The organism is Nocardioides sp. (assembly GCF_036401255.1).
Lineage (GTDB): Bacteria > Actinomycetota > Actinomycetes > Propionibacteriales > Nocardioidaceae > Nocardioides.
This window is the reverse complement of record NZ_DASWVI010000283.1, coordinates 1-19,417: the sequence shown is the minus strand read 5'-3', so window position 1 is coordinate 19,417 and position 19,417 is coordinate 1. Positions and strand designations below refer to the sequence as shown.

Below are 19,417 nucleotides of genomic sequence, written 5' to 3'. Positions count from 1 at the left end.
TCTGCTGGTTTCAGGCTGCAGGAGTGACGGCTCGAGGGGTCTGGAACCCTCGCGAGTGACGGCTCGCGCTCAGGTGAGCTTCTCGAGGATGAGCTCGCGGACCCGGGCGGCGTCGGCCTGGCCGCGCATCTCCTTCATCACCGCGCCGATGAGGGCGCCGGCGGCGGCGACCTTGCCGTCGCGGATCTTGTCGGCGACGTCGGGGTTGTCGGCGATCGCCTTGTCGACCGCGGCCGAGAGCGCACCCTCGTCGGAGACGATCGCGAGGCCGCGGGCGGCGACGATCTCGTCCGGGGTGCCCTCGCCGGCGAGCAGGCCGTCGAAGACCTGGCGGGCCAGCTTGTCGTTGAGCTTGCCCTCGTCGACGAGCACCTGCACGCGGGCGACGTCGACCGGGGTGACGCCGAGCTCGCCGACCTCGACGCCGGCCTCGTTGGCGCGCCGCGCCATCTCGCCGAGCCACCACTTGCGGGCGGCCTGGGGCGAGGCACCGGCGGCGATCGTCTGCTCGACGATCAGGAGCGCGCCGGCACCGACGGTGTCTCGCATCTCGAGGTCGGAGAAGCCCCACTCGGCCTGCAGCCGGGCGCGCTTCTGGGTGGGGTTCTCGGGCAGCGTCGCGCGCAGCTCCTCGACCCACTCCCGTGACGGCGCGACCGGCACCAGGTCGGGCTCGGGGAAGTAGCGGTAGTCCTCCGCGTCGGACTTCTCCCGGCCGCTGGTCGTGACGCCGGTGTCCTCGTGCCAGTGCCGGGTCTCCTGCAGGATCGTCCGGCCCGACTCGAGGACCGCGGCGTGCCGGGACATCTCGTAGCGTACCGCCCGCTCCACCGAGCGCAGCGAGTTGACGTTCTTGGTCTCGGTGCGGGTGCCGAGGGTCCCCGAGCCCTTCGCGGAGAGCGAGAGGTTGACGTCCGCGCGGATCGAGCCCTGGTCCATGCGCGCGTCGGAGACCCCGAGGGCGATGATCAGGTCGCGCAGCTGCGCGACGTACGCCCGCGCCACCAGCGGCGCCTTCTCCCCGGCTCCGACGATCGGCTTGGTGACGATCTCGATCAGCGGGATGCCGGCGCGGTTGTAGTCGACCAGCGAGTGGTCGGCGCCGTGGATGCGGCCGGTGGCGCCGCCGACGTGCAGCGACTTGCCGGTGTCCTCCTCCATGTGGGCGCGCTCGATCTCGACGCGGAAGGTCTCACCGTCCACGTCGACGTCCATCCAGCCGTCGAAGCAGATGGGCTCGTCGTACTGCGAGGTCTGGAAGTTCTTCGGCATGTCCGGGTAGAAGTAGTTCTTCCGCGCGAACCGGCACCACTCGGCGATCTCGCAGTTCAGCGCGAGACCGATCCGGATCGCCGACTCGACGGCCTTGCCGTTGACGACCGGCATCGCACCGGGGAGCCCCAGGCAGGTCGGGCAGACCTGGGTGTTCGGCTCGGCGCCGAACTCCGTCGGGCAGCCGCAGAACATCTTCGACGCGGTGTTGAGCTCGACGTGGACCTCCAGGCCCATCGCCGGGTCGTACGACGCGAGCACGTCGTCGTAGGCCACCAGGGTCTCGGTCATCGTGCTGCTCCGTTCAGCTCAGGGGCGCGGTCCAGCAACGGGCCGCCCCACTGCGCGGTCAGCGCGGCCTCGAGGGCGGCGCCGACCCGGTAGACCCGGTCGTCGGCGAGTGCGGGGGCCAGGATCTGGAAGCCGGCCGGGAGTCCGTCCTCGTCGGCGAGGCCGCTGGGGACCGAGATCCCCGGCACGCCGGCGAGGTTGGCCGGGATCGTGGCCAGGTCGTTGAGGTACATCGCCAGCGGGTCGTCGAGCTTCTCCCCCAGCCGGAAGGCCGTGGTCGGCGCCGTGGGCGAGACGAGCACATCGGCCTTGGCGAAGGCCGCCTCGAAGTCTCGCGCGATCAGCGTGCGCACCTTCTGTGCCTGCCCGTAGTAGGCGTCGTAGTAGCCGCTGGAGAGCGCGTAGGTGCCGAGGATGATCCGGCGCTTGACCTCGTCGCCGAAGCCGGCGTCGCGGGTCGCGCGCATCACCTCCTCGGCGCTCGCGTCGGGACGGCCCTCGGGCCACACGCGCAGCCCGTAGCGCATCGCGTCGAACTTCGCGAGGTTGCTCGACGCCTCCGCCGGCAGGATCAGGTAGTACGTCGCCAGCGCGTGCACGAACGTCGGGCACGAGACCTCGACGACCTCGGCGCCGGCCTTCACGAGCAGGTCGACCGACTCCTGGAAGCGGGTCATCACACCCGGCTGCCAGCCGTCGCCCGCGAGCTCGGTGATCACGCCGACCCGCAGGCCCGCCAGGTCGCCCTCGGCGCCGAGGCGCGCGGCCGCGACCAGTGACGGGAGCGGCTGGTCGATGCTGGTGGAGTCGAGCGGGTCGTGGCCGCCGACGACCTCGTGCAGCAGCGCCGAGTCGAGCACGGTTCGGGTGACCGGTCCGACCTGGTCGAGGGAGTTGGCGAGCGCGACGAGTCCGTAGCGGGACACCCCGCCGTACGTCGGCTTCACGCCGACCGTGCCGGTGACCGCACCGGGCTGGCGGATCGAGCCGCCCGTGTCGGTGCCCAGCGCCAGCGGTGCCTCGAAGGCCGCGACGGCCGCGGCCGAGCCGCCGCCGGAGCCGCCGGGGATGCGGTCCAGGTCCCACGGGTTGTGGGTGGGACCGTACGCCGAGTGCTCGGTGGACGACCCCATCGCGAACTCGTCCATGTTGGTCTTGCCGAGGATCGGCAGGCCGGCCTCGCGGAGCCGCCGCACCACGGTGGCGTCGTAGGGCGGGATCCAGCCCTCGAGGATCTTCGACCCGCAGGTGGTCGGCAGGCCCTGGGTCGCGAGCACGTCCTTGACCGCGATCGGCACGCCGTCCAGCGCCGAGGCGGGGGTGCCGGCGGCGCGGCGCGCGTCGGCGGCCCGGGCCTGCTCGAGCGCGCCCTCGGCATCGACGTGGAGGAACGCGTGGACGGCGCCGTCGACCTCGGCGATCCGGTCCAGGTGGGCCTGCGTGACCTCGACGGAGGTCGTCTCGCCGGCGGCGAGCGCGTCGACGATCTCGGCGGCAGTGCGGCGGGTGATCGACATCAGGCGTCCTCCCCCAGGATCCGCGGCACCGAGAAGCGCTGCTGCTCGACCTCGGGGGCGCCCGACAGCGCCTGCTCCGGGGTCAGCCCGGGGACCACGACGTCCTCGCGGAACACGTTGGTCAACGGCAGCGCGTGGGAGGTCGGCGGGACGTCCTCACCGGCGACCCCGCTGATCGACGCGACCGACTCGAGGATCACGGTCAGCTGGGGAGCGAGGTGGTCGAGCTCGGCGTCGGACAGGTCGATCCGGGCGAGGTCCGCCAGGTGTGCGACCTCGTCGCGGGTGATCTCAGGCATGGCGTCCATCCTAGGAGAGCCGGTCAGCAGGGCCGCCGCTGGCTGCTAGCCTCGTGCCCGTCACGAGTACTGGCGCGAAGCCCCGGCTGGCCAGTCGGCAACCCTCCTCCGCGGTGGGGTGCCCCGGGTGAGGACACGGTCGGCTGCAACCGCAGCCGGCAAGCGCGGACTCGACGGGTCGGGTCCCCGACCGGACGGACGTGCCGACATGCCCACCACCCACCGCTCCACCGCCACCACCCACACCGCCCTCACGCACCCGCTCGCGGCCCTCGTCGGCGCCGACCAGCACGTGCCGCTGGTCACCGGCGGGACGGTCCGCTACGCGAACCTCGACATCGCCGCCAGCGCCCCCGCGCTGCAGGCGGTGGCCGACCGGGTGGCGGAGTTCCTCCCCTACTACTCGAGCGTGCACCGCGGCGCCGGCTACGCCTCGGCGGTGAGCACGGCGGCGTACGAGACCGCCCGGCGGAGCATCGGCGCGTTCGTCGGCGCCCGGGCCGACGACGTCGTCCAGGTCGTCCGGCACACCACCGACGCGCTCAACCTGCTGGCGTCGGCGGTGCCCGGTGACGTCGTGCACCTCGACGTCGAACACCACGCGAACCTGTTGCCGTGGCAGGGCCTCGGCGACCGGGCCCGCGCGGTCACCGCGCGCGAGACCGTCGCCCTCACCCTCGCCGCGGTCGAGGCCGAGCTGGCCCGCACCCCCGCAGCTCTCCTCGCTGTCACCGGCGCCTCCAACGTGACCGGCGAGATCCTCCCGCTGGCCGACCTCGTCGAGATCGCGCACCGGCACGGCGCACGCATCGCGATCGACGGCGCCCAGCTCGTCCCCCACCACCGGGTGCACCTGGAGCGGCTCGGCGTCGACTACCTCGCGTTCTCGGGGCACAAGCTCTACGCGCCGTACGGCGCCGGGGTGCTCGTCGGGCGGCGCGACTGGCTCGACGCGGCCCCGCCGTACCTCGCGGGCGGCGGCGCGGTGCGCAGCGTCACCGTCGACCACACCACGTGGGCCCCGGTGCCCGCGCGACACGAGGCCGGCACCCCGAACGTCGTCGGCGCGGTCGCGCTGGCGGCCGCGTGCGAGGCGATCGCCGCCTTGCCCGACAGCGAGCTCCGCCTCCACGAGGAGGGCCTGCGCGACCGGCTGCTGGGCGCGCTCGAGGCCCTCGACGGCGTGCGCACCCTGCAGCTGTGGCGCGGTGAGGTCGAGGCGATCGGCGTGGTGACGTTCACGGTCGATGGCCACAGCGCGGAGCTCGTGGCGCAGTACCTCTCCGCCGAGCACGGCGTGGGCGTCCGCGACGGCCGGTTCTGCGCCCACCCGCTGCTGGCGCGTCTCAACGACGGTCGCACGGCGGTGCGGGCCAGCCTCGGACTCGGGTCCACCGCCGACGACGTCGACCGGCTGGCGTGCGGCATCGCCGAGCTCGTCGCGCACGGCCCGGCGTGGACGTACGACGGGGAAGGCCGTCCATCCCCCGACCCGCGGCCACTCCCGGCCTGGGTCACCGAGACCGGCGCCGGGACCGCCTGCGCGTAGTCTCCGTCGGGCGCCCAACCGACGGCGCACCCACCGCGTCTTAACCGTCGACCGCTCGAGGAGGATCGATGGCGAGACAGCTGACGGACGACGAGTTCACCGAGCTCGTCCATGCCGTGTGGCCGGGCCTGTACCGCACGGCGTACCTCATGCTCGGCGAGCACCAGCTCGCCGAGGACCTGGTGCAGACCACGCTGGCCAAGACCTACGCGTCCTGGCGGCGGGTCAAGGACCCGGCCGCGGCGCCGGCGTACGCCCGGGTCGTGCTCGCCAACACCGCGGCGTCGTGGTTCCGCAAGCGTGGCTGGCGCAACGAGCACCCCACCGAGATCCTTCCCGAGCTCACGAGCGAGACGGACCCGAGCATGCGCCCCGCGGTCGTCGATGCTCTGCGGCAGCTGCCGCCGCGCCAGCGCGCGGTCGTCGTGCTGCGCTACTACGACGACCTCGGCGTCCGCGAGGTCGCCCAGGCCCTCGGCATCAGCGAGGGCACCGTCAAGAGCCAGACCTTCGACGCGCTCGCCCGCCTGCGCACGCTGCTGGGCGATGCCGTCGTTCCCGCCGACCTCGGGAGTGCCTCATGACCGAACGACTCAGCACGCTGCTCCGCGACGAGGCGGCCGCCCTCCATGTCCCCGCCCCGGATCTCACCGGAGTCCTGGTCACCGGGCGTCGGCTCCGGCGTCGCCGGCGAGTCGCCGCCGCGGTGGCGGCCGGCGCGGTCGTTGCCATCGTCGCCACTGCCACCGTGGCCGGTACGTCCCTCACCGGCGGCGACACCGGGGCACGCGACATCGACCCCGCCGGACCGAGCACGGGCCACGGGGCGGTCTTCACCCTCGGCACGACGGTCTTCTACGACGGCGGTACCGCGCACGTGCAGATCGACGACAAGGCGATCAAGTCGACCTACTACACCTCGGCGGGCCTCCTGGTCCGCCACGGCGACAACAACTGGAGCGACGGCGGCGGCCCCCAGCGCTACTCGCTCGTCACCGAGGACGGCACCGTGCGGCCTGTCTCCGTGACGACCGAGGACGTCGTGCCCGGCGTCGATCCGACCCAGCCCTACCTGGCGTACGCCGAGGTCACCGGCGGCACGGTCGAGGTCGTCGTGCACGACCTCGCCACCGACGAGGAGGTCGCCCGTGTGCCCGTGCCCGACGCGACGTCCTGGGGCGGTTGGACCGCGCCCCCCGTGGCCCTCAGCGGCGACACGGTGTACGTCGGGACCGACGACATCATGCGCACGGTGAACTGGCGCACCGGCGAGGTCGCCGAGACCGACGAGATCGCCCCGGGCTATCCCAACATCGCCGGCGGCCGCGCGGTCGAGCCCGCCGACGGCCAGATCACGGTGGTGGAGGTGGCCACGGGAGAGGTGCTGCTGACGGTTCCCCGTGGCGAGAGCTACCTGCAGCTCTCCCCCGACGGCCGGTACGCCGCCATGAATCTCCCCGACGGGAGGTCGGTCGACGTCTACGACATCGACGCCGGCACCAAGGTCACCGTCGACGGTCAGTCGTGGGACTACGGCTGGTCTCCGGACGGCGACCTCTTCAAGGTCGTCAAACACCGCGTCGTCACCTGCTCGACCTCGACGGGCGAGTGCACCACTGGCGACGTGACCGTCCCCAAGGAGGGCGGCGGCGTCGACCCGACCGATCTGCGCTACGGCAACCAGACCTTCGAGTCCTGACCGGCGAGGCCCGGCCGAGGATTCAGTGCTGGTAGGTGTGCTCGAGCAGGTGCCGGACCCGTTCGGCGTCGCGCGGGGTCGGGCAGGCGACGAGCAACCGGTCGGGTGCGTCCTCGACGACCACGTAGCCGGCTCCCCGGATCACGCCCATCAGGACGGCCGGATCCTGCCCGGGCGGTACGGCGAACGACGCGGCATGGGCTCCCGGCTCGTGCAGCTCGGCCTCGGTGTGGCTGACGTCCTGCCCCCAGGTGCGCAGCAGGACGAACACGGCGACGGTCACGGCCAGGATCCCGCCGACCACCATCAATGCGATCACGACCATGACGACCTCCAGTGCGCGCGGTCCGATGCTTCGATGCCCCGAGCATGAGCCCGGTGAGACCCAGGTCACGAGAGGCGTACGTCCCGAGCGCAGGGCCACTGGTCACAGACCGGTCGGGCCGCCCTCCAGCAGCGCCTTGAAGCCGGCCTCGTCGAGGATGGGTACGCCGAGCTGCTCGGCCTTGTCGGCCTTGGACCCGGCGTTGTCGCCGACCACGACGTAGTCGGTCTTCTTCGACACCGACCCCGCCGCCTTGCCGCCCCGGGCCAGGATCGCCTCCTTGGCCGAGTCGCGGCTGAAGTCGACCAGCGAGCCGGTCACCACGACCGTGAGGCCCTCGAGGGTGCGCGGCACCGACTCGTCGCGCTCGTCGGCCATCGTGACGCCGGCGCGCTCCCACTTGTCGACGATCTCGACGTGCCACGGCTCCTTGAACCACTCGATCACCGCCTCGGCGATGGTGGGGCCCACGCCCTCGGCCGCGGCGAGCTCCTCCTCGCTGGCCGCGCGGATCGCCTCCATCGAACCGAACTCGCCCGCCAGCGCCCGGGCGGCGGTCGGGCCGACGTGGCGGATCGAGAGCGCGACCAGCACCCGCCACAGCGGCACGTCCTTGGCCTTGGCGAGGTTGTCGAGCAGCCGCTGGCCGTTGGCGCTGAGCTGCGTCCCCTCCTCGTTCTTCTTCGGCGCACGGGTGAACAGCGGTGCCCGGACGAGCGCGGCGGCGTCGAGGTCGAAGACGTCGCCCTCGTTGTCGATCACGCCCGCCTCGAGCAGGGCGACGGCGGCCTCGTAGCCCAGCCCCTCGATGTCGAAGGCGCCCCGGCCCGCGACGTGGAAGACGCGCTCGCGCACCTGGGCCGGGCAGTGCCGGTGGTTGGGGCAGCGGCGGTCCTTGTCGCCCTCCTTCTGCTCGACCAGCGTGGTGCCGCACGCGGGGCACTCGGTCGGGCCGACCCACGCCGGCAGGCCGTCGGGCCGCAGCGCCAGCACCGGCCCCAAGACCTCGGGGATCACGTCCCCGGCCTTGCGCAGGATCACCGTGTCGCCGGGCCGCACGTCCTTGCGCTCGACCTCGTAGTAGTTGTGCAGCGTGGCGTTCTCGACGGTCGAGCCGGCGACCTTGGTCGGCTCCATGACGGCGTACGGCGTCACGCGGCCGGTGCGGCCGACGTTGACCCGGATCTCCAGCAGCTTGGCGTTGACCTCCTCGGGCGGGTACTTGAACGCGATCGCCCAGCGCGGCGCCCGGCTGGTCGAGCCGAGCCGGCGCTGGAGCGCGACGTCGTCGACCTTGACCACGACGCCGTCGATCTCGTAGGGCACGATCGAGTGGCGGTGCTCGCCGGCGTGGGCGATGTAGGCCTCGACCTCGGCCAGGGTCGCCACGACCCGCACCTGCTCGCTGGTCGGCAAGCCCCAGGCGGCGAGCGCGTCGTAGGCGTGGGACTGCGCCTGCGGCTCGAAGCCGCGGCGCTCGCCGATGCCGTGGCAGACCATGCCGAGCGCACGGGAGGCCGTGACCCGGGGGTCCTTCTGGCGCAGGGAGCCCGCGGCGGAGTTGCGGGGGTTGGCGAACGGCGCCTTGCCCGCCTCGAGCAGCGACTCGTTGAGCCGCAAGAACGCCTCGACCGGCAAGAACACCTCGCCGCGCACCTCGACCAGCTCGGGCACCGGGAACTCGTCGGTGCCGGTCAGCCGGTGCGGCACCGCGTCGATGGTCCTGACGTTTGGCGTGACGTCCTCGCCGGTGGTGCCGTCGCCCCGGGTGAGCGCCCGGACCAGGCGGCCGTGCTCGTAGAGCAGGTTGATCGCGAGCCCGTCGACCTTGAGCTCGCACAGCAACGCGGGTGCGTCGATGCCGTCGCGACCCAGCCGGGCGTACCACGCCTCGAGCTCCTCGAGGGAGAACGCGTTGTCGAGGCTCTCCATCCGGCGCAGGTGGGCGTGCGGGGTGAACTCGGTCGAGACCGCGCCGCCGACCTTCTGGGTCGGCGAGTCGGGCGTGCGCAGCTCGGGCAGCTCGGCCTCGAGCTCCTCGAGCCGGCGCATCAGCCGGTCGAACTCGGCATCGTCGATGGTCGGGCTGTCCAGCACGTAGTAGCGCCAGCGGGCCTCCTCGACCTGCTCGGCGATCAGGCGGTGCTCCTCGCGCGGGTCCGTCACGGGGTCGGTCACGGGGGCCATTGTGCCGGGGGCCGCCGACACCTCACGCCGCCACGCTCCGGTCTAGACCGGATGCAGGCGTGGCGGAAGAAGTTCGAGGAATCTCGGTTGGTCCGGAATGCGGGGCCGACCTACGCTGTTCGGGATGAAACGAAACCGTTTCGTTTCATGTGTGAACGGCAGGTGAACTCCCCCGATGACCCCGATCGAGCGCCCTCGCGTCGAGGGCGACCGCGAGCTGCAGATCCTCGAGGCCACCCTCGAGGTGCTCGCGGACGTCGGCTACGACCGGTTGACGATGGATGCCGTCGCCGCACGGGCGAAGGCCTCCAAGGCCACCCTCTACCGGCGGTGGAACAACAAGGTCAGCCTGGTCATCGAGGCACTGCAGCACTCCAAGGGGCCCAGCGAGCTCCCCGACACCGGGAGCCTGCGCGGAGACCTCCAGGGCATCTTCTGCGGCATGGGCGGGCTGGTCGACCAGCAGACCGTCGCCACGTTCGCGAGCGTGCTCACGGCCATTGCCCGCGACGCCGACTTCGCCGAGGCCTTCCGGCGCGAGGTGGTCGGCCCCAAGATCGCGCTGTCCCAGCAGGTCTGGCAGCGCGCCCGCGAGCGGGGCGAGCTCCGCGAGGACGCCGACCTCTCCCTCCTCGAGCCGGCCCTCGCCGGCATCGTCTTGCACCGCGTCTTCGTGATGGGCGAGCAGCCCGACGAGGACCTGATCACCCGCGTGATCGACCAGATCATCCTGCCGGCCGCGACGTGCGTGCCGGTGCCGCTCCAGACGAACCCGTCCGACCCCGCGTCCCACAAGGACTCCCCGAAGGAACAGGAAGACTCATGACCGACGTCGCCAGCGCCGGGAGCACGGAGACCACCGCTCCTCCCGGTAAGAACCTCCACCTGGGATGGGCGCTCGTGCTCATCTCGGTGGCACAGCTGATGGTGGTGCTCGACGGCACCATCGTGAACATCGCCCTCCCCTACATCCAGGGCGACCTGGGCATCTCGGACGCGAACCTCCGCTGGGTCGTGACCGGGTACGCCTTGGCCTTCGGCAGCCTCCTGCTGCTCGGCGGCCGCCTCGGCGACCTCTACGGTCGCCGCCGGGTCTTCATGCTCGGCCTGATCATCTTCGGCATCGCCTCGCTGCTCGGCGGCATCGCCACCAACGAGCCGCTGCTGCTCGCCGCCCGGGGCCTGCAGGGCCTCGGTGCCGCGCTCGCCTCCCCCGCCGCGCTCGCGCTGATCGCGACGACGTTCCCGGCCGGGCCGGCCCGCAACCGGGCGTTCGGTGTGTACGCCGCGATGTCCGGCGTGGGCGCCGCCGTCGGCCTGCTGCTCGGCGGCTGGCTGACCGGCATGGACACCTTCCTCGGCATGGACGTCGAGGGCTGGCGGCTCACGCTGCTGATCAACACCCCGATCGGCGTGCTGACCGCCATGCTCGCGCCCCGGTTCCTCGCCGAGTCCGAGACGCACCCCGGTGAGCTCGACCTGCCCGGCGCGGTCACCGGCACGCTCGGCGTCCTCGGGCTGGTCTACGGCATCAGCCGGGCCGGCACCGACGGCTGGGGCGACACCTGGACGATCGCCAGCCTTGCGGCCGGTGTCGCGCTCGTGGGCCTGTTCTTGAGCCTGGAGCGCCGCGTCGAGCACCCGCTGCTCCCGGTGCGGGTCTTCACCAACCGGACCCGCGCGGCCAGCTTCGTGGCGATGTTCTTCGCGCCCGCGGCGATGTTCGCGATGTTCTTCTACCTCAGCCAGTACATCCAGACGGTGATGGGCTACAGCCCGATCAAGGCCGGCGTCGCGTTCCTGCCGTTCGTGTTCGGCCTGGTCGCCGCGGCCGGCATCTCCTCGAACCTCGCCAACCGCGTCGACCCGCGGTACCTGGCCGGCGTCGGCACCCTGCTCGCCGCGATGGCGCTGTTCGGGTTCTCCCGGCTGCCCTACGACACCTCGTTCCCGGTGGATCACGTCCAGGGCAACTACGCCACCGACCTGCTGCCGTTCATCGTGATGATGTCCTTCGGCATGGGACTGGTGTTCGTGCCGCTGACGCTGACCGCCGTCCACCACCTGCGGTTGGAGGACTCGGGCATCGGCTCCGGCGTCTTGAACACCATGCAGCAGGTGGGCGGCGCGCTCGGCCTCTCGCTGCTGGGCACGATCGCCACGCAGACGATGGACGACCGCACGGCGAGCCTGATGCCGAAGGTGATGCAGGGCGTCGCCGACCTGGACCCGACGCAGGCCGGGCTGGCCCAGAAGGTCGCGTTCACGCAGATCTTCACCGAGGGCGCCACCGACGCGTTCTTGCTCGGTGCGGGTCTGATGATCATCGCCTCGCTGGTGACGTGGGTGTTCCTCAACGTCAAGCACCAGGAGCTCGCCACCGACGGACCCGAGGCCGTGCACGTCGGCTGACCCGTCCCCTCCCACTCGGTGGCACAGACGATGCCCACCTCCGCCTCGGCGGGGGTGGGCATCGTCGCGTCGTACGCCGTCGTACGCCGTCGTGTCGCCGGTCAGGTCAGCGCATCCTCCAGCGCCTTGACGAAGGCGGGGAGGTCGCCGGGGTCGCGGCTGGTGATGAGGTTGCCGTCGACCACGACCTCCTCGTCGACCCAGGTGCCGCCGGCGTTGCGGACGTCGTCGGCGAGGCTGGCGTAGCTCGTCAGGCGCCGGCCGCGCGCCAGGCCGCCGGAGACGAGCAGCCAGGGCCCGTGGCAGATGACGGCCAGCGGCAGCCGCCGCTCCATCGCCTCGCGGACGATCTCCTGCGCCCGCGGCTCGGTGCGGATCCGGTCGGCGTTGACGGTCCCGCCGGGCACCACCACCGCGTCGACCGAGCCCACGTCGAGGTCGTCGAGCGTCCCGTCCACGTCGACCTTCTGCGTCGGCGTGGTGTCGCCCTCGACGGCCTGGATCGGGTCGGTGCCGGTCGAGTGGACGCGGACGGTCGCCCCCGCCTCGCGCAGCGCGTCTCGCGGCTGCACGAGCTCGGCCTCCTCGAAGAAGTCGGTCGCGATGATGGCCACGGTCTTGCCGGTCAGGTCGCTCATGGCCGGCCGGTACCCCGGGGCCCGTGGTCCGAATCAGAGGTGGCCGGCGCTGGCCCGCAGCACCGACAGCGCGGTGCGCACCCAGCCGGGCGAGGCGCCCGCCAGGCCGCACGCCGGGGTGAGCACCAGCCGCGCACCCACCTCGGCCGGGTCCAGGCCGACCAGGTCGAGCCAGCGCAGCACCGACTCGGTGACCTGGGTGTCGGTGGGCGTCGTGGCCGGGTCGGTGCCGGGGAGTACGCCGAGCGCGACGGTCTCCCCCGCCTCCAGCGCCCCCGCGAGCGTGTCGTGGTCGGCCGCTGACAGCATCGCCAGGTCGACCGACAGGCCCCGGGCGCCGGCGTCGCGCACCAGGTCGAGCGGCGTGCGCGGCGCGCACGAGTGCACCCACGGCTCGGCCCCCGAGGCGGTGACGGCCTCGAGGACCCACGCGAGCGCCTGGGCGGCCTCGGGCAGGTCGACACTGCGGTGCCGGTGGAACCCGGACGCGGTCGGCACCTGGCCGGCGACCACCCCGGCGAGCGCCGGCTCGTCGACCTGGACGACCAGCCGGTCGGCGCCCGGGAGGCGCCGGCGGACGTCCGCGACGTGGCTGCGCACGCCCTCGGCGAGCGCCTGCGCCAGTTCGCGGCGGGCGCCCTGGTCGGCCAGGACCTTGTCGCCGCGCGGTCTCTCGACGGTCGCGGCCAGCGTCCACGGACCGGCGACCTGGATCTTGAACGCCCCGGCGTAGCCCTGCGCCTGCTCCTCGAGCGCGTCGAGGTCCTGGGCGAGCAGGCTGCGGGCCCGGCGGTGGTCGACCCCGGAGCCGCCCCCGGTGAGCCGCCACCCGGCGGGCTGGAGGTCGGCGCCGAGCTCGGCGAGGACCGCGAGCCCGCGGCCGGTCATCGTCGCCGTGGCCCCGCGAGCCGGGAGCTCGGGCAGGTGCGGCAGGCCGGGCAGCTCGCCGAGCACGATCCGCAGCGACTCGGCGTAGTCCTCGCCCGGCAGCGACCCGACGCCGGTGGCGAGCGTCATGGCTCGACCCGCTCGGTGGCCGCGATCGTGGCCGAGCCGACCACGCGGGTGCCGTCGTAGATCACCGCGGCCTGCCCGGGCGCGATGCCGTACGCCGGCTCCAGCAGCTCGATGTCGACGGTCTCCGTCACGCGGAGCCGTGCGGGCAGCTCCTCGCCGTGGGCGCGCAGCTGCACCGTGCCGTCGAGCCGGTCCGGGACGGTGCCACACCACCGCGGCCGCACGGCCCGGAGCCGGTGGACCGCGAGCCGCTCCCGCGGGCCGACGGTGACGGTGCCCGAGACCGGCTCGATGTCGAGCACGAAGCGGGGCTTGCCGTCCGGGGCGGGTCGGCCGAGCCGCAGCCCCTTGCGCTGACCGATCGTGAAGCCGTAGGTGCCGGCGTGCTCGCCGAGCACCTCGCCGGACTCGTCGACGATCGACCCACCGTGGTTGGGGGCCCGGTCGCCGAGCTTCTCGCGCAACCAGCCGGCGTTGTCACCGTCGGCGACGAAGCAGATGTCGTGGCTGTCGGGCTTGTCGGCGACGAGCAGCCCGCGCTCGGCGGCCTCGTGGCGCACCTCGTCCTTGGTCGAGCCGCCGAGCGGGAACAGCGAGTGCCGCAGCTGCTGCTGGTCGAGCACGCCGAGGACGTAGGACTGATCCTTGCCGTGGTCGACCGCGCGGTGCATCTCCACGACGCCGTCGCGGCCGGTGCGCAGCTGCGCGTAGTGACCCGTCACGACCGCGTCGAAGCCCAGCCCCAGCGCCCGGTCGAGCACGGCCGCGAACTTGATCTTCTCGTTGCACCGCAGGCACGGGTTGGGCGTCCGCCCGGCGGCGTACTCGTCCATGAAGTCCTCGACGACGTCCTCGTGGAACCGGTCGCTGAGGTCCCAGACGTAGAACGGGATGCCGATGACGTCGGCGGCGCGGCGCGCGTCGTTGCTGTCCTCGATCGTGCAGCAGCCCCGGGCGCCGGAGCGGTACGACGCCGGGTTGCGCGACAGCGCGAGGTGGATGCCGGTGACGTCGTGACCCGCGTCGGCCGCGCGCGCGGCGGCCACGGCGGAGTCGACGCCGCCGGACATGGCGGCGATGACTCTCATCGTGAGGTCACCGGCGCGCCGCCCGGGCGCGTTCGACGACCGGCCCGATCGCCTCGACGACGGCATCGATGTCGGCCTGGGTGGTGGTGTGGCCGAGCGTGAAGCGCAGCGAGTGGCGCGCCTGGTCGGGGTCGCAGCCCATGGCGAGGAGCACGTGCGACGGCTGGGGTACGCCGGCCGAGCAGGCCGAGCCGGTCGAGCACTCGATGCCGCGGGCGTCGAGCAGCATCAGCAGCGAGTCGCCCTCGCAGCCGGGGAAGCCGAGGTGGGCGTTGCCGGGCAGCCGGCGGAGCTCGCGAGGATCGAGCGGGGCACCGTGCAGGTGGGCGTCGGGGACGACCTCGATGACCCGGCGGACCAGGTCGTCGCGCAGCGCGCCGACGCGCCCGGCGTACTCGGGCTGGTGCTTGACCGCCAGCTCGACGGCCGCTGCGAAGCCGGCGATCGCGGGGGTGTCGAGCGTGCCGCTGCGGATGTCGCGCTCCTGGCCGCCGCCGTGCACGAGCGGGCGCAGCGCCAGCTCCTTGCGCACGACGAGCGCGCCGACGCCGTACGGCCCGCCGACCTTGTGACCGGTGAGCGTGAGGGCGTCGACACCGCAGGTCGCGAAGCCGACCGGGACGTGCCCGACCGCCTGCACGGCGTCGGTGTGCACCGGGATGCCGTGCTCGCCGGCGATCGCGACGACCTCCTCGACCGGCTGCAGCGTGCCGACCTCGTTGTTGGCCCACATCACCGAGATCAGCGCCACGGAGTCCGGGTCGCGCTCGACCGAGGCGCGCAGCGCGTCGAGGTCGAGGCGGGCCCGGTCGTCGACCGGCAGCAGCTCGACGTCGGCGCCGGCGGCCTCGCCGAGCCAGCGCACCGGGTCGAGGACGGCGTGGTGCTCGATGGCCGTCGTCAGCACGCGGGTGCGGCGCGGGTCCTCCTCGCGGCGCGACCAGTAGATGCCCTTGACCGCGAGGTTGTCCGACTCGGTGCCGCCGGAGGTGAACACGACCTCGCCGGGGCGGCAGTCGAGCGCCTGCGCGATGGTCTCGCGGGACTCCTCGACGACCCGGCGGGCCCGCCGACCCGAGGCGTGCAGCGAGCTCGGGTTGCCGACCTCGCGCAGGTGGGCCGTCATCGCCTCGACGGCCGCGGGGACCATCGGGGTCGTCGCGGCGTGGTCGAGGTAGACGGTCGGGGCAGGGTCGGGCTGAGTCATCGCACCGTCCAGGGTACGGCGCGGTGCGACGACCAGCCCAACCCGCTCGGCCGGCGGCCGAGCCCGTCGAGCGGCGAGTGCTACCGGACGACCTTCAGCACACCGAGCTTGGTCGGAGCGCCCTCGGCCACGGCGCAGGGGAACGGCGAGCTCGGGACCGGCTGGCCGTCCTGGTTGTCGGCGTTGAACGTGAACGAGCTGGGGATGCGGATGACGTACTTGCCCGGCTTCTTCAGCCTGAAGCCCTTGGCGGTCCCGCTGGCCTTGAGCGTCATCGCGCCGCTGGCGGGCACGTCGGTGCGCGGGATCGTGACGTTGGCCAGCGGCACCTTCTTCGCGCCGACCCGGTAGGCGATGTCGCTGGCGGAGCCGGACAGGGCGGTGATGCCGAGCACGTCGCGCATCGGGGTGACCAGCGACTCCGGCACCACGACCTTCATCTTCACCGGACGGCTGGCCACCGCCTTGTTGCGCCTGACCTTGGTCGGCAGGTCGATCTTGACCGTCACCGCCATCGTCTGGTCGCCGAGCGCGGTCGTGCAGGTGTAGCTGCTCTTCAGCGACACCGGCTCGGCCTCGGCGGCCGGGGCGGTCGCGACGACGGCGCCGGCGACCAGCGCGGCCGAGGCGCCGAACGCCCCGAGGCGGGCGGACAGGGACCTGGGGACAGACAGGGGCATGGACATGCGGACTCCTCCCGAGAATCGCGCCCCTCCCGGGCGCGAACGTGATCGGGACGATAACGGTCCGGCAAACGGGGGTGCAACCCCCTGTTACACCCGCCGGTAGCCCTGCGTCCGGCTGGCGGTCAGAGCAGCACCAGGTCGTCGCGGTGGACGACCTCGCGCTCGTACTCCGCGCCGAGCTCGCGCTTGAGGTCGCGTGAGGAGCGCCCGAGCAGGGCCGGCAGCTCCTCGGCGTCGAAGTTGACCAGCCCGCGCGCGACCGGCGTGCCGTCGGGGGCGGCGAGGTCGATCGGCTCACCGGCGTGGAAGGTGCCCTCGACCGCGGTGATCCCCGCGGCCAGCAGCGATGCGCGCCGCTCGACCACGGCCTTCACGGCACCCGCGTCGAGCACCAGCGTGCCCTTCGGCTCGGTGGCGTGGGCGAGCCAGAGCAGCCGGGTGGGGCGGCGCCGGCCCGTCGGGTGGAACAGCGTGCCGACCCGCTCCCCCGCCAGCGCCGCCGGGGCGCGGTCGGTGGCGGTGAGCACGACCGGGATGCCGGCGCCGGTGGCGATCCGGGCGGCGTCGACCTTGGTCTGCATCCCGCCGGTGCCGACGCCCGAGGCGCCGGCCTTGCCGACGCGCACGGCGTCGAGGTCGTCGACCGACATCACCTCGGGCAGCAGCGAGCTGTCCGGGTGGGTCGGGTCGGCGTCGTAGAGACCGTCGACGTCGGAGAGCAGCACCAGCAGGTCGGCGTGCACGAGGTGCGCGACCAGCGCGGCGAGGCGGTCGTTGTCGCCGAAGCGGATCTCACTGGTCGCGACCGTGTCGTTCTCGTTGACGATCGGCAGCACGCCGAGCTCGAGCAGCTTGGCGAAGGTCTGGTAGGCGTTGCGGTAGTGCGAGCGCCGGGTGACGTCGTCGACGGTGAGCAGCACCTGGCCGGCGATCACGCCGTGCCGGGCGAGCTCCTCGGTGTAGCGGTGCACGAGCAGGCCCTGGCCGACCGAGGCGGCCGCCTGCTGGGCCGGCAGCGACCGCGGCCGGCGGCGCAGACCCAGCGGGGCGAGCCCGGCGGCGATCGCCCCCGACGAGACCAGCACGACCTCGGTGCCGCCGGCGCGGAGCTTCGCGAGCACGTCGACGAGGTCCCGGACGCGGCCGGGGTCGATGCCGCCGGCGGCGGTGGTGAGCGAGGAGGACCCGACCTTGACGACGATGCGCTTGGCCGCGGTGACCTCCCGACGCGGTGCGGACGTCATCGGCCGGGATCCTCCTCCGCCCAGTCGGGGTCGTCGGCGCCGCCGATCTCGTAGGACTGCGGGCCGTGGGTCTCAGGACGGTCCAGACGACGCGCCACGTCCGCGCGCGTCTCGCCCTCGGCCCGGTCGCCCATCGCCTCCTCGATCGCCCGCCGGCGGCGGGCGGCCGGCCTCGACTCGTCGAAGCGCTGGTCCTCGCCGCGCCGGCTGAGGATCTCCGCGGCGGCGTCGAGGCCGGGCTTGAAGTCGAAGACGACCGCGTTGTCGGGGTCGCCGATCAGCACGGCGTCGCCCTCCTGGGCGCCCAGCTCCGCCAGCCGCGTCTCGACGCCGAGCCGGTTGAGCCGGTCGGCGAGGAAGCCCACCGCCTCGTCGTTGCTGAAGTCGGTCTGCCGGACCCAGCGCTCGGGCTTCTCGCCGCGGACCTGCCACCCGTCGGCGGTCTCGGTGACCGTGAACGTGTCGCTGCCGTCGGCCGACGGCGGCCGCAGCACGATCCGCGTCGCCTCGACCACGGGCTTGGCGGCGCGCGCCGCCTCGACGATGCCGGCCATCGCGAACGTGAGCTCGCGCAGGCCCTCCCCGGAGGCGGCGGACACCTCGAAGACCCGCAGGCCGCGCTCGCGCAGCTCCTCGACGACGAACCCGGCGATGTCGCGGCCGTCCGGGACGTCGACCTTGTTCAAGGCCACGAGACGGGGCCGGTCCTCGAGGCCGCCGTACCGCGTCAGCTCGTTCTCGATGACGTCGAGGTCGTCGACCGGGTTGCGGCCGGGCTCGATGCTGGCCGTGTCGACCACGTGGACGATCGCGGCGCAGCGCTCGATGTGGCGCAGGAAGTCGTGGCCCAGCCCGCGGCCCTCGCTGGCGCCCTCGATGAGGCCCGGCACGTCGGCGACGGTGAACGTCGTGTCGCCGGCGGACACGACGCCGAGGTTGGGCACCAGCGTGGTGAACGGGTAGTCCGCGATCTTGGGCCGGGCGCGGGAGATCGCGGCGATCAGGCTGGACTTGCCGGCGCTCGGGAAGCCGACGAGGCCGATGTCGGCGACGACCTTGAGCTCGAGCACGATCTCCAGCTCGTCGCCCGGCTCGCCGAGCAGTGCGAAGCCGGGCGCCTTGCGCTTGGCCGACGCGAGCGCGGCGTTGCCCAGTCCGCCCCGACCGCCCTGGGCGACGACGAGCTCGGTGCCGGGCCCGACCAGGTCCGCCAGGAGGTGCCCCTGCCGGTCGGTCACCACCGTGCCGTCGGGCACCGGCAGCACCAGGTCGGCGCCGTGGGCGCCGTTGCGGTGGGCGCCGGCGCCGTGGCCGCCGTGCTCGGCGCGCCGCTTGGGGCTGTGGTGGTAGTCGAGCAGCGTCGTCACGTCCGGGTCGACCCGGAGGATCACCGAGCCACCCGGGCCGCCGTTGCCGCCGTCGGGGCCCCCGAGGGGCTTGAACTTCTCGCGGTGCACCGAGGCCACACCGTTGCCGCCGCGGCCGGCGCTGACGTGCAGCGTCACCCGGTCGACGAAGGTCGGGACTGCCATGGTGCCTACTCTCTACGAGGAGCCTCTGGGAGGAATCTGCCGCAAATGCAGAACGGGCGCCCCGTCAGGGACGCCCGTGCTGAGGTGGATCCTGGGTGCGAGCGTCAGGTCACTCGCCCGGGACGACGTTCACGACGCGACGGCCACGACGCGTGCCGAACTCGACGGCACCGGGGACCAGCGCGAACAGGGTGTCGTCACCGCCGCGGCCGACGCCGCTGCCCGGGTGGAAGTGGGTGCCCCGCTGGCGCACGATGATCTCGCCGGCGTTGACGACCTGGCCGCCGTACCGCTTGACGCCGAGCCGCTGCGCGTTGGAGTCGCGGCCGTTCTTGGTGGACGCCGCGCCCTTCTTGTGTGCCATTTCGTGTCCTTCTCGGGTGCTCGAGCGGTGCTCAGAGGGAGATGTCGGTGACCTTGACCTGGGTGTACTTCTGGCGGTGACCCTGGCGCT

Annotated in this window: 18 protein-coding genes and 1 riboswitch; of the genes, 5 read left to right on the top strand and 13 right to left on the bottom strand. The window is 73.1% G+C overall.

What is annotated here, in order from left to right:
- Nucleotides 1–69: 69 nt before the first annotated feature.
- From gatB to gatC, 3 genes are read right to left on the bottom strand one after another with little or no spacing between them, the layout of a single operon-like run.
- Nucleotides 70–1,563 (bottom strand): Asp-tRNA(Asn)/Glu-tRNA(Gln) amidotransferase subunit GatB, encoded by a 1,494-nt coding sequence (gene gatB, locus VGD85_RS13410; protein WP_331063942.1) that lies wholly within the window; start codon nt 1,561–1,563, stop codon nt 70–72.
- On the bottom strand, nt 1,560–3,080 hold the full coding sequence (gatA, locus tag VGD85_RS13405; RefSeq protein WP_331063941.1) for an Asp-tRNA(Asn)/Glu-tRNA(Gln) amidotransferase subunit GatA: 1,521 nt from the start codon (nt 3,078–3,080) through the stop codon (nt 1,560–1,562). The genes gatB and gatA overlap by 4 nt, the downstream gene beginning before the upstream one ends.
- Nucleotides 3,080–3,379, bottom strand: a complete 300-nt coding sequence (gatC, locus tag VGD85_RS13400; RefSeq protein ID WP_331063940.1) for an Asp-tRNA(Asn)/Glu-tRNA(Gln) amidotransferase subunit GatC — start codon at nt 3,377–3,379, stop codon at nt 3,080–3,082. The genes gatA and gatC overlap by 1 nt, the downstream gene beginning before the upstream one ends.
- 58 nt (nt 3,380–3,437) lie before the next feature.
- Nucleotides 3,438–3,550, top strand: a riboswitch (SAM riboswitch).
- 37 nt (nt 3,551–3,587) lie between these two features.
- Here gatC and VGD85_RS13395 point away from each other — a divergent pair.
- The 3 genes from VGD85_RS13395 (at nt 3,588) to VGD85_RS13385 (ending at nt 6,627) form a co-directional block, all read left to right on the top strand.
- A complete protein-coding gene (locus VGD85_RS13395) occupies nt 3,588–4,928 on the top strand; it encodes an aminotransferase class V-fold PLP-dependent enzyme (protein ID WP_331063939.1) in 1,341 nt (446 codons plus the stop codon).
- A gap of 68 nt (nt 4,929–4,996) precedes the next feature.
- Nucleotides 4,997–5,512, top strand: coding sequence for a SigE family RNA polymerase sigma factor (locus VGD85_RS13390; protein WP_331063938.1), 516 nt, complete (start codon nt 4,997–4,999; stop codon nt 5,510–5,512).
- On the top strand, nt 5,509–6,627 hold the full coding sequence (locus tag VGD85_RS13385) for a hypothetical protein (protein ID WP_331063937.1): 1,119 nt from the start codon (nt 5,509–5,511) through the stop codon (nt 6,625–6,627). The genes VGD85_RS13390 and VGD85_RS13385 overlap by 4 nt, the downstream gene beginning before the upstream one ends.
- Before the next feature lie 22 nt (nt 6,628–6,649).
- Here the strand turns inward: VGD85_RS13385 and VGD85_RS13380 are convergent, their stop codons facing one another.
- Together VGD85_RS13380 and ligA are read right to left on the bottom strand one after the other, a co-directional pair.
- Nucleotides 6,650–6,952 (bottom strand): hypothetical protein, encoded by a 303-nt coding sequence (locus VGD85_RS13380; RefSeq protein WP_331063936.1) that lies wholly within the window; start codon nt 6,950–6,952, stop codon nt 6,650–6,652.
- 102 nt (nt 6,953–7,054) lie between these two features.
- Nucleotides 7,055–9,139: an NAD-dependent DNA ligase LigA gene (gene ligA / locus VGD85_RS13375; protein WP_414690811.1), complete on the bottom strand. Its 2,085-nt coding sequence runs from the start codon at nt 9,137–9,139 to the stop codon at nt 7,055–7,057.
- A gap of 175 nt (nt 9,140–9,314) precedes the next feature.
- Here ligA and VGD85_RS13370 point away from each other — a divergent pair, with 175 nt between their 5' ends.
- On the top strand, nt 9,315–9,965 hold the full coding sequence (locus VGD85_RS13370; protein ID WP_331063934.1) for a TetR/AcrR family transcriptional regulator: 651 nt from the start codon (nt 9,315–9,317) through the stop codon (nt 9,963–9,965).
- A complete protein-coding gene (locus tag VGD85_RS13365) occupies nt 9,962–11,551 on the top strand; it encodes an MFS transporter (protein WP_331063933.1) in 1,590 nt (529 codons plus the stop codon). The genes VGD85_RS13370 and VGD85_RS13365 overlap by 4 nt, the downstream gene beginning before the upstream one ends.
- Before the next feature lie 101 nt (nt 11,552–11,652).
- Here the strand turns inward: VGD85_RS13365 and VGD85_RS13360 are convergent, their stop codons facing one another.
- From VGD85_RS13360 to rpmA, 8 genes are all read right to left on the bottom strand, one after another.
- A complete protein-coding gene (locus tag VGD85_RS13360; protein WP_331063932.1) occupies nt 11,653–12,189 on the bottom strand; it encodes a type 1 glutamine amidotransferase domain-containing protein in 537 nt (178 codons plus the stop codon).
- A 33-nt stretch (nt 12,190–12,222) separates the two neighbouring features.
- The gene (locus VGD85_RS13355; RefSeq protein ID WP_331063931.1) at nt 12,223–13,206 is read right to left on the bottom strand and encodes a methionine synthase; all 984 of its coding nucleotides are present in this window, start codon (nt 13,204–13,206) and stop codon (nt 12,223–12,225) included.
- On the bottom strand, nt 13,203–14,294 hold the full coding sequence (mnmA, locus tag VGD85_RS13350) for a tRNA 2-thiouridine(34) synthase MnmA (protein ID WP_331063930.1): 1,092 nt from the start codon (nt 14,292–14,294) through the stop codon (nt 13,203–13,205). The genes VGD85_RS13355 and mnmA overlap by 4 nt, the downstream gene beginning before the upstream one ends.
- Nucleotides 14,295–14,301: 7 nt before the next feature.
- Nucleotides 14,302–15,501 (bottom strand): cysteine desulfurase family protein, encoded by a 1,200-nt coding sequence (locus VGD85_RS13345; RefSeq protein WP_331063929.1) that lies wholly within the window; start codon nt 15,499–15,501, stop codon nt 14,302–14,304.
- Nucleotides 15,502–15,581: 80 nt separating this feature from the next.
- Nucleotides 15,582–16,187 (bottom strand): DUF6801 domain-containing protein, encoded by a 606-nt coding sequence (locus VGD85_RS13340; RefSeq protein WP_331063928.1) that lies wholly within the window; start codon nt 16,185–16,187, stop codon nt 15,582–15,584.
- Nucleotides 16,188–16,309: 122 nt separating this feature from the next.
- Nucleotides 16,310–17,431 carry a glutamate 5-kinase gene (gene proB / locus VGD85_RS13335; RefSeq protein WP_331063927.1) on the bottom strand — a complete coding sequence of 374 codons (1,122 nt, stop codon included), beginning with the start codon at nt 17,429–17,431 and terminating at the stop codon, nt 16,310–16,312.
- Complete coding sequence (obgE, locus tag VGD85_RS13330) at nt 17,428–18,963, bottom strand: GTPase ObgE (protein ID WP_331063926.1); 1,536 nt, start codon at nt 18,961–18,963, stop codon at nt 17,428–17,430. The genes proB and obgE overlap by 4 nt, the downstream gene beginning before the upstream one ends.
- Before the next feature lie 109 nt (nt 18,964–19,072).
- Entirely contained in the window at nt 19,073–19,327 is a 255-nt protein-coding gene (rpmA, locus tag VGD85_RS13325; protein ID WP_331063925.1) for a 50S ribosomal protein L27, read from the bottom strand.
- Nucleotides 19,328–19,417: the final 90 nt, after the last annotated feature.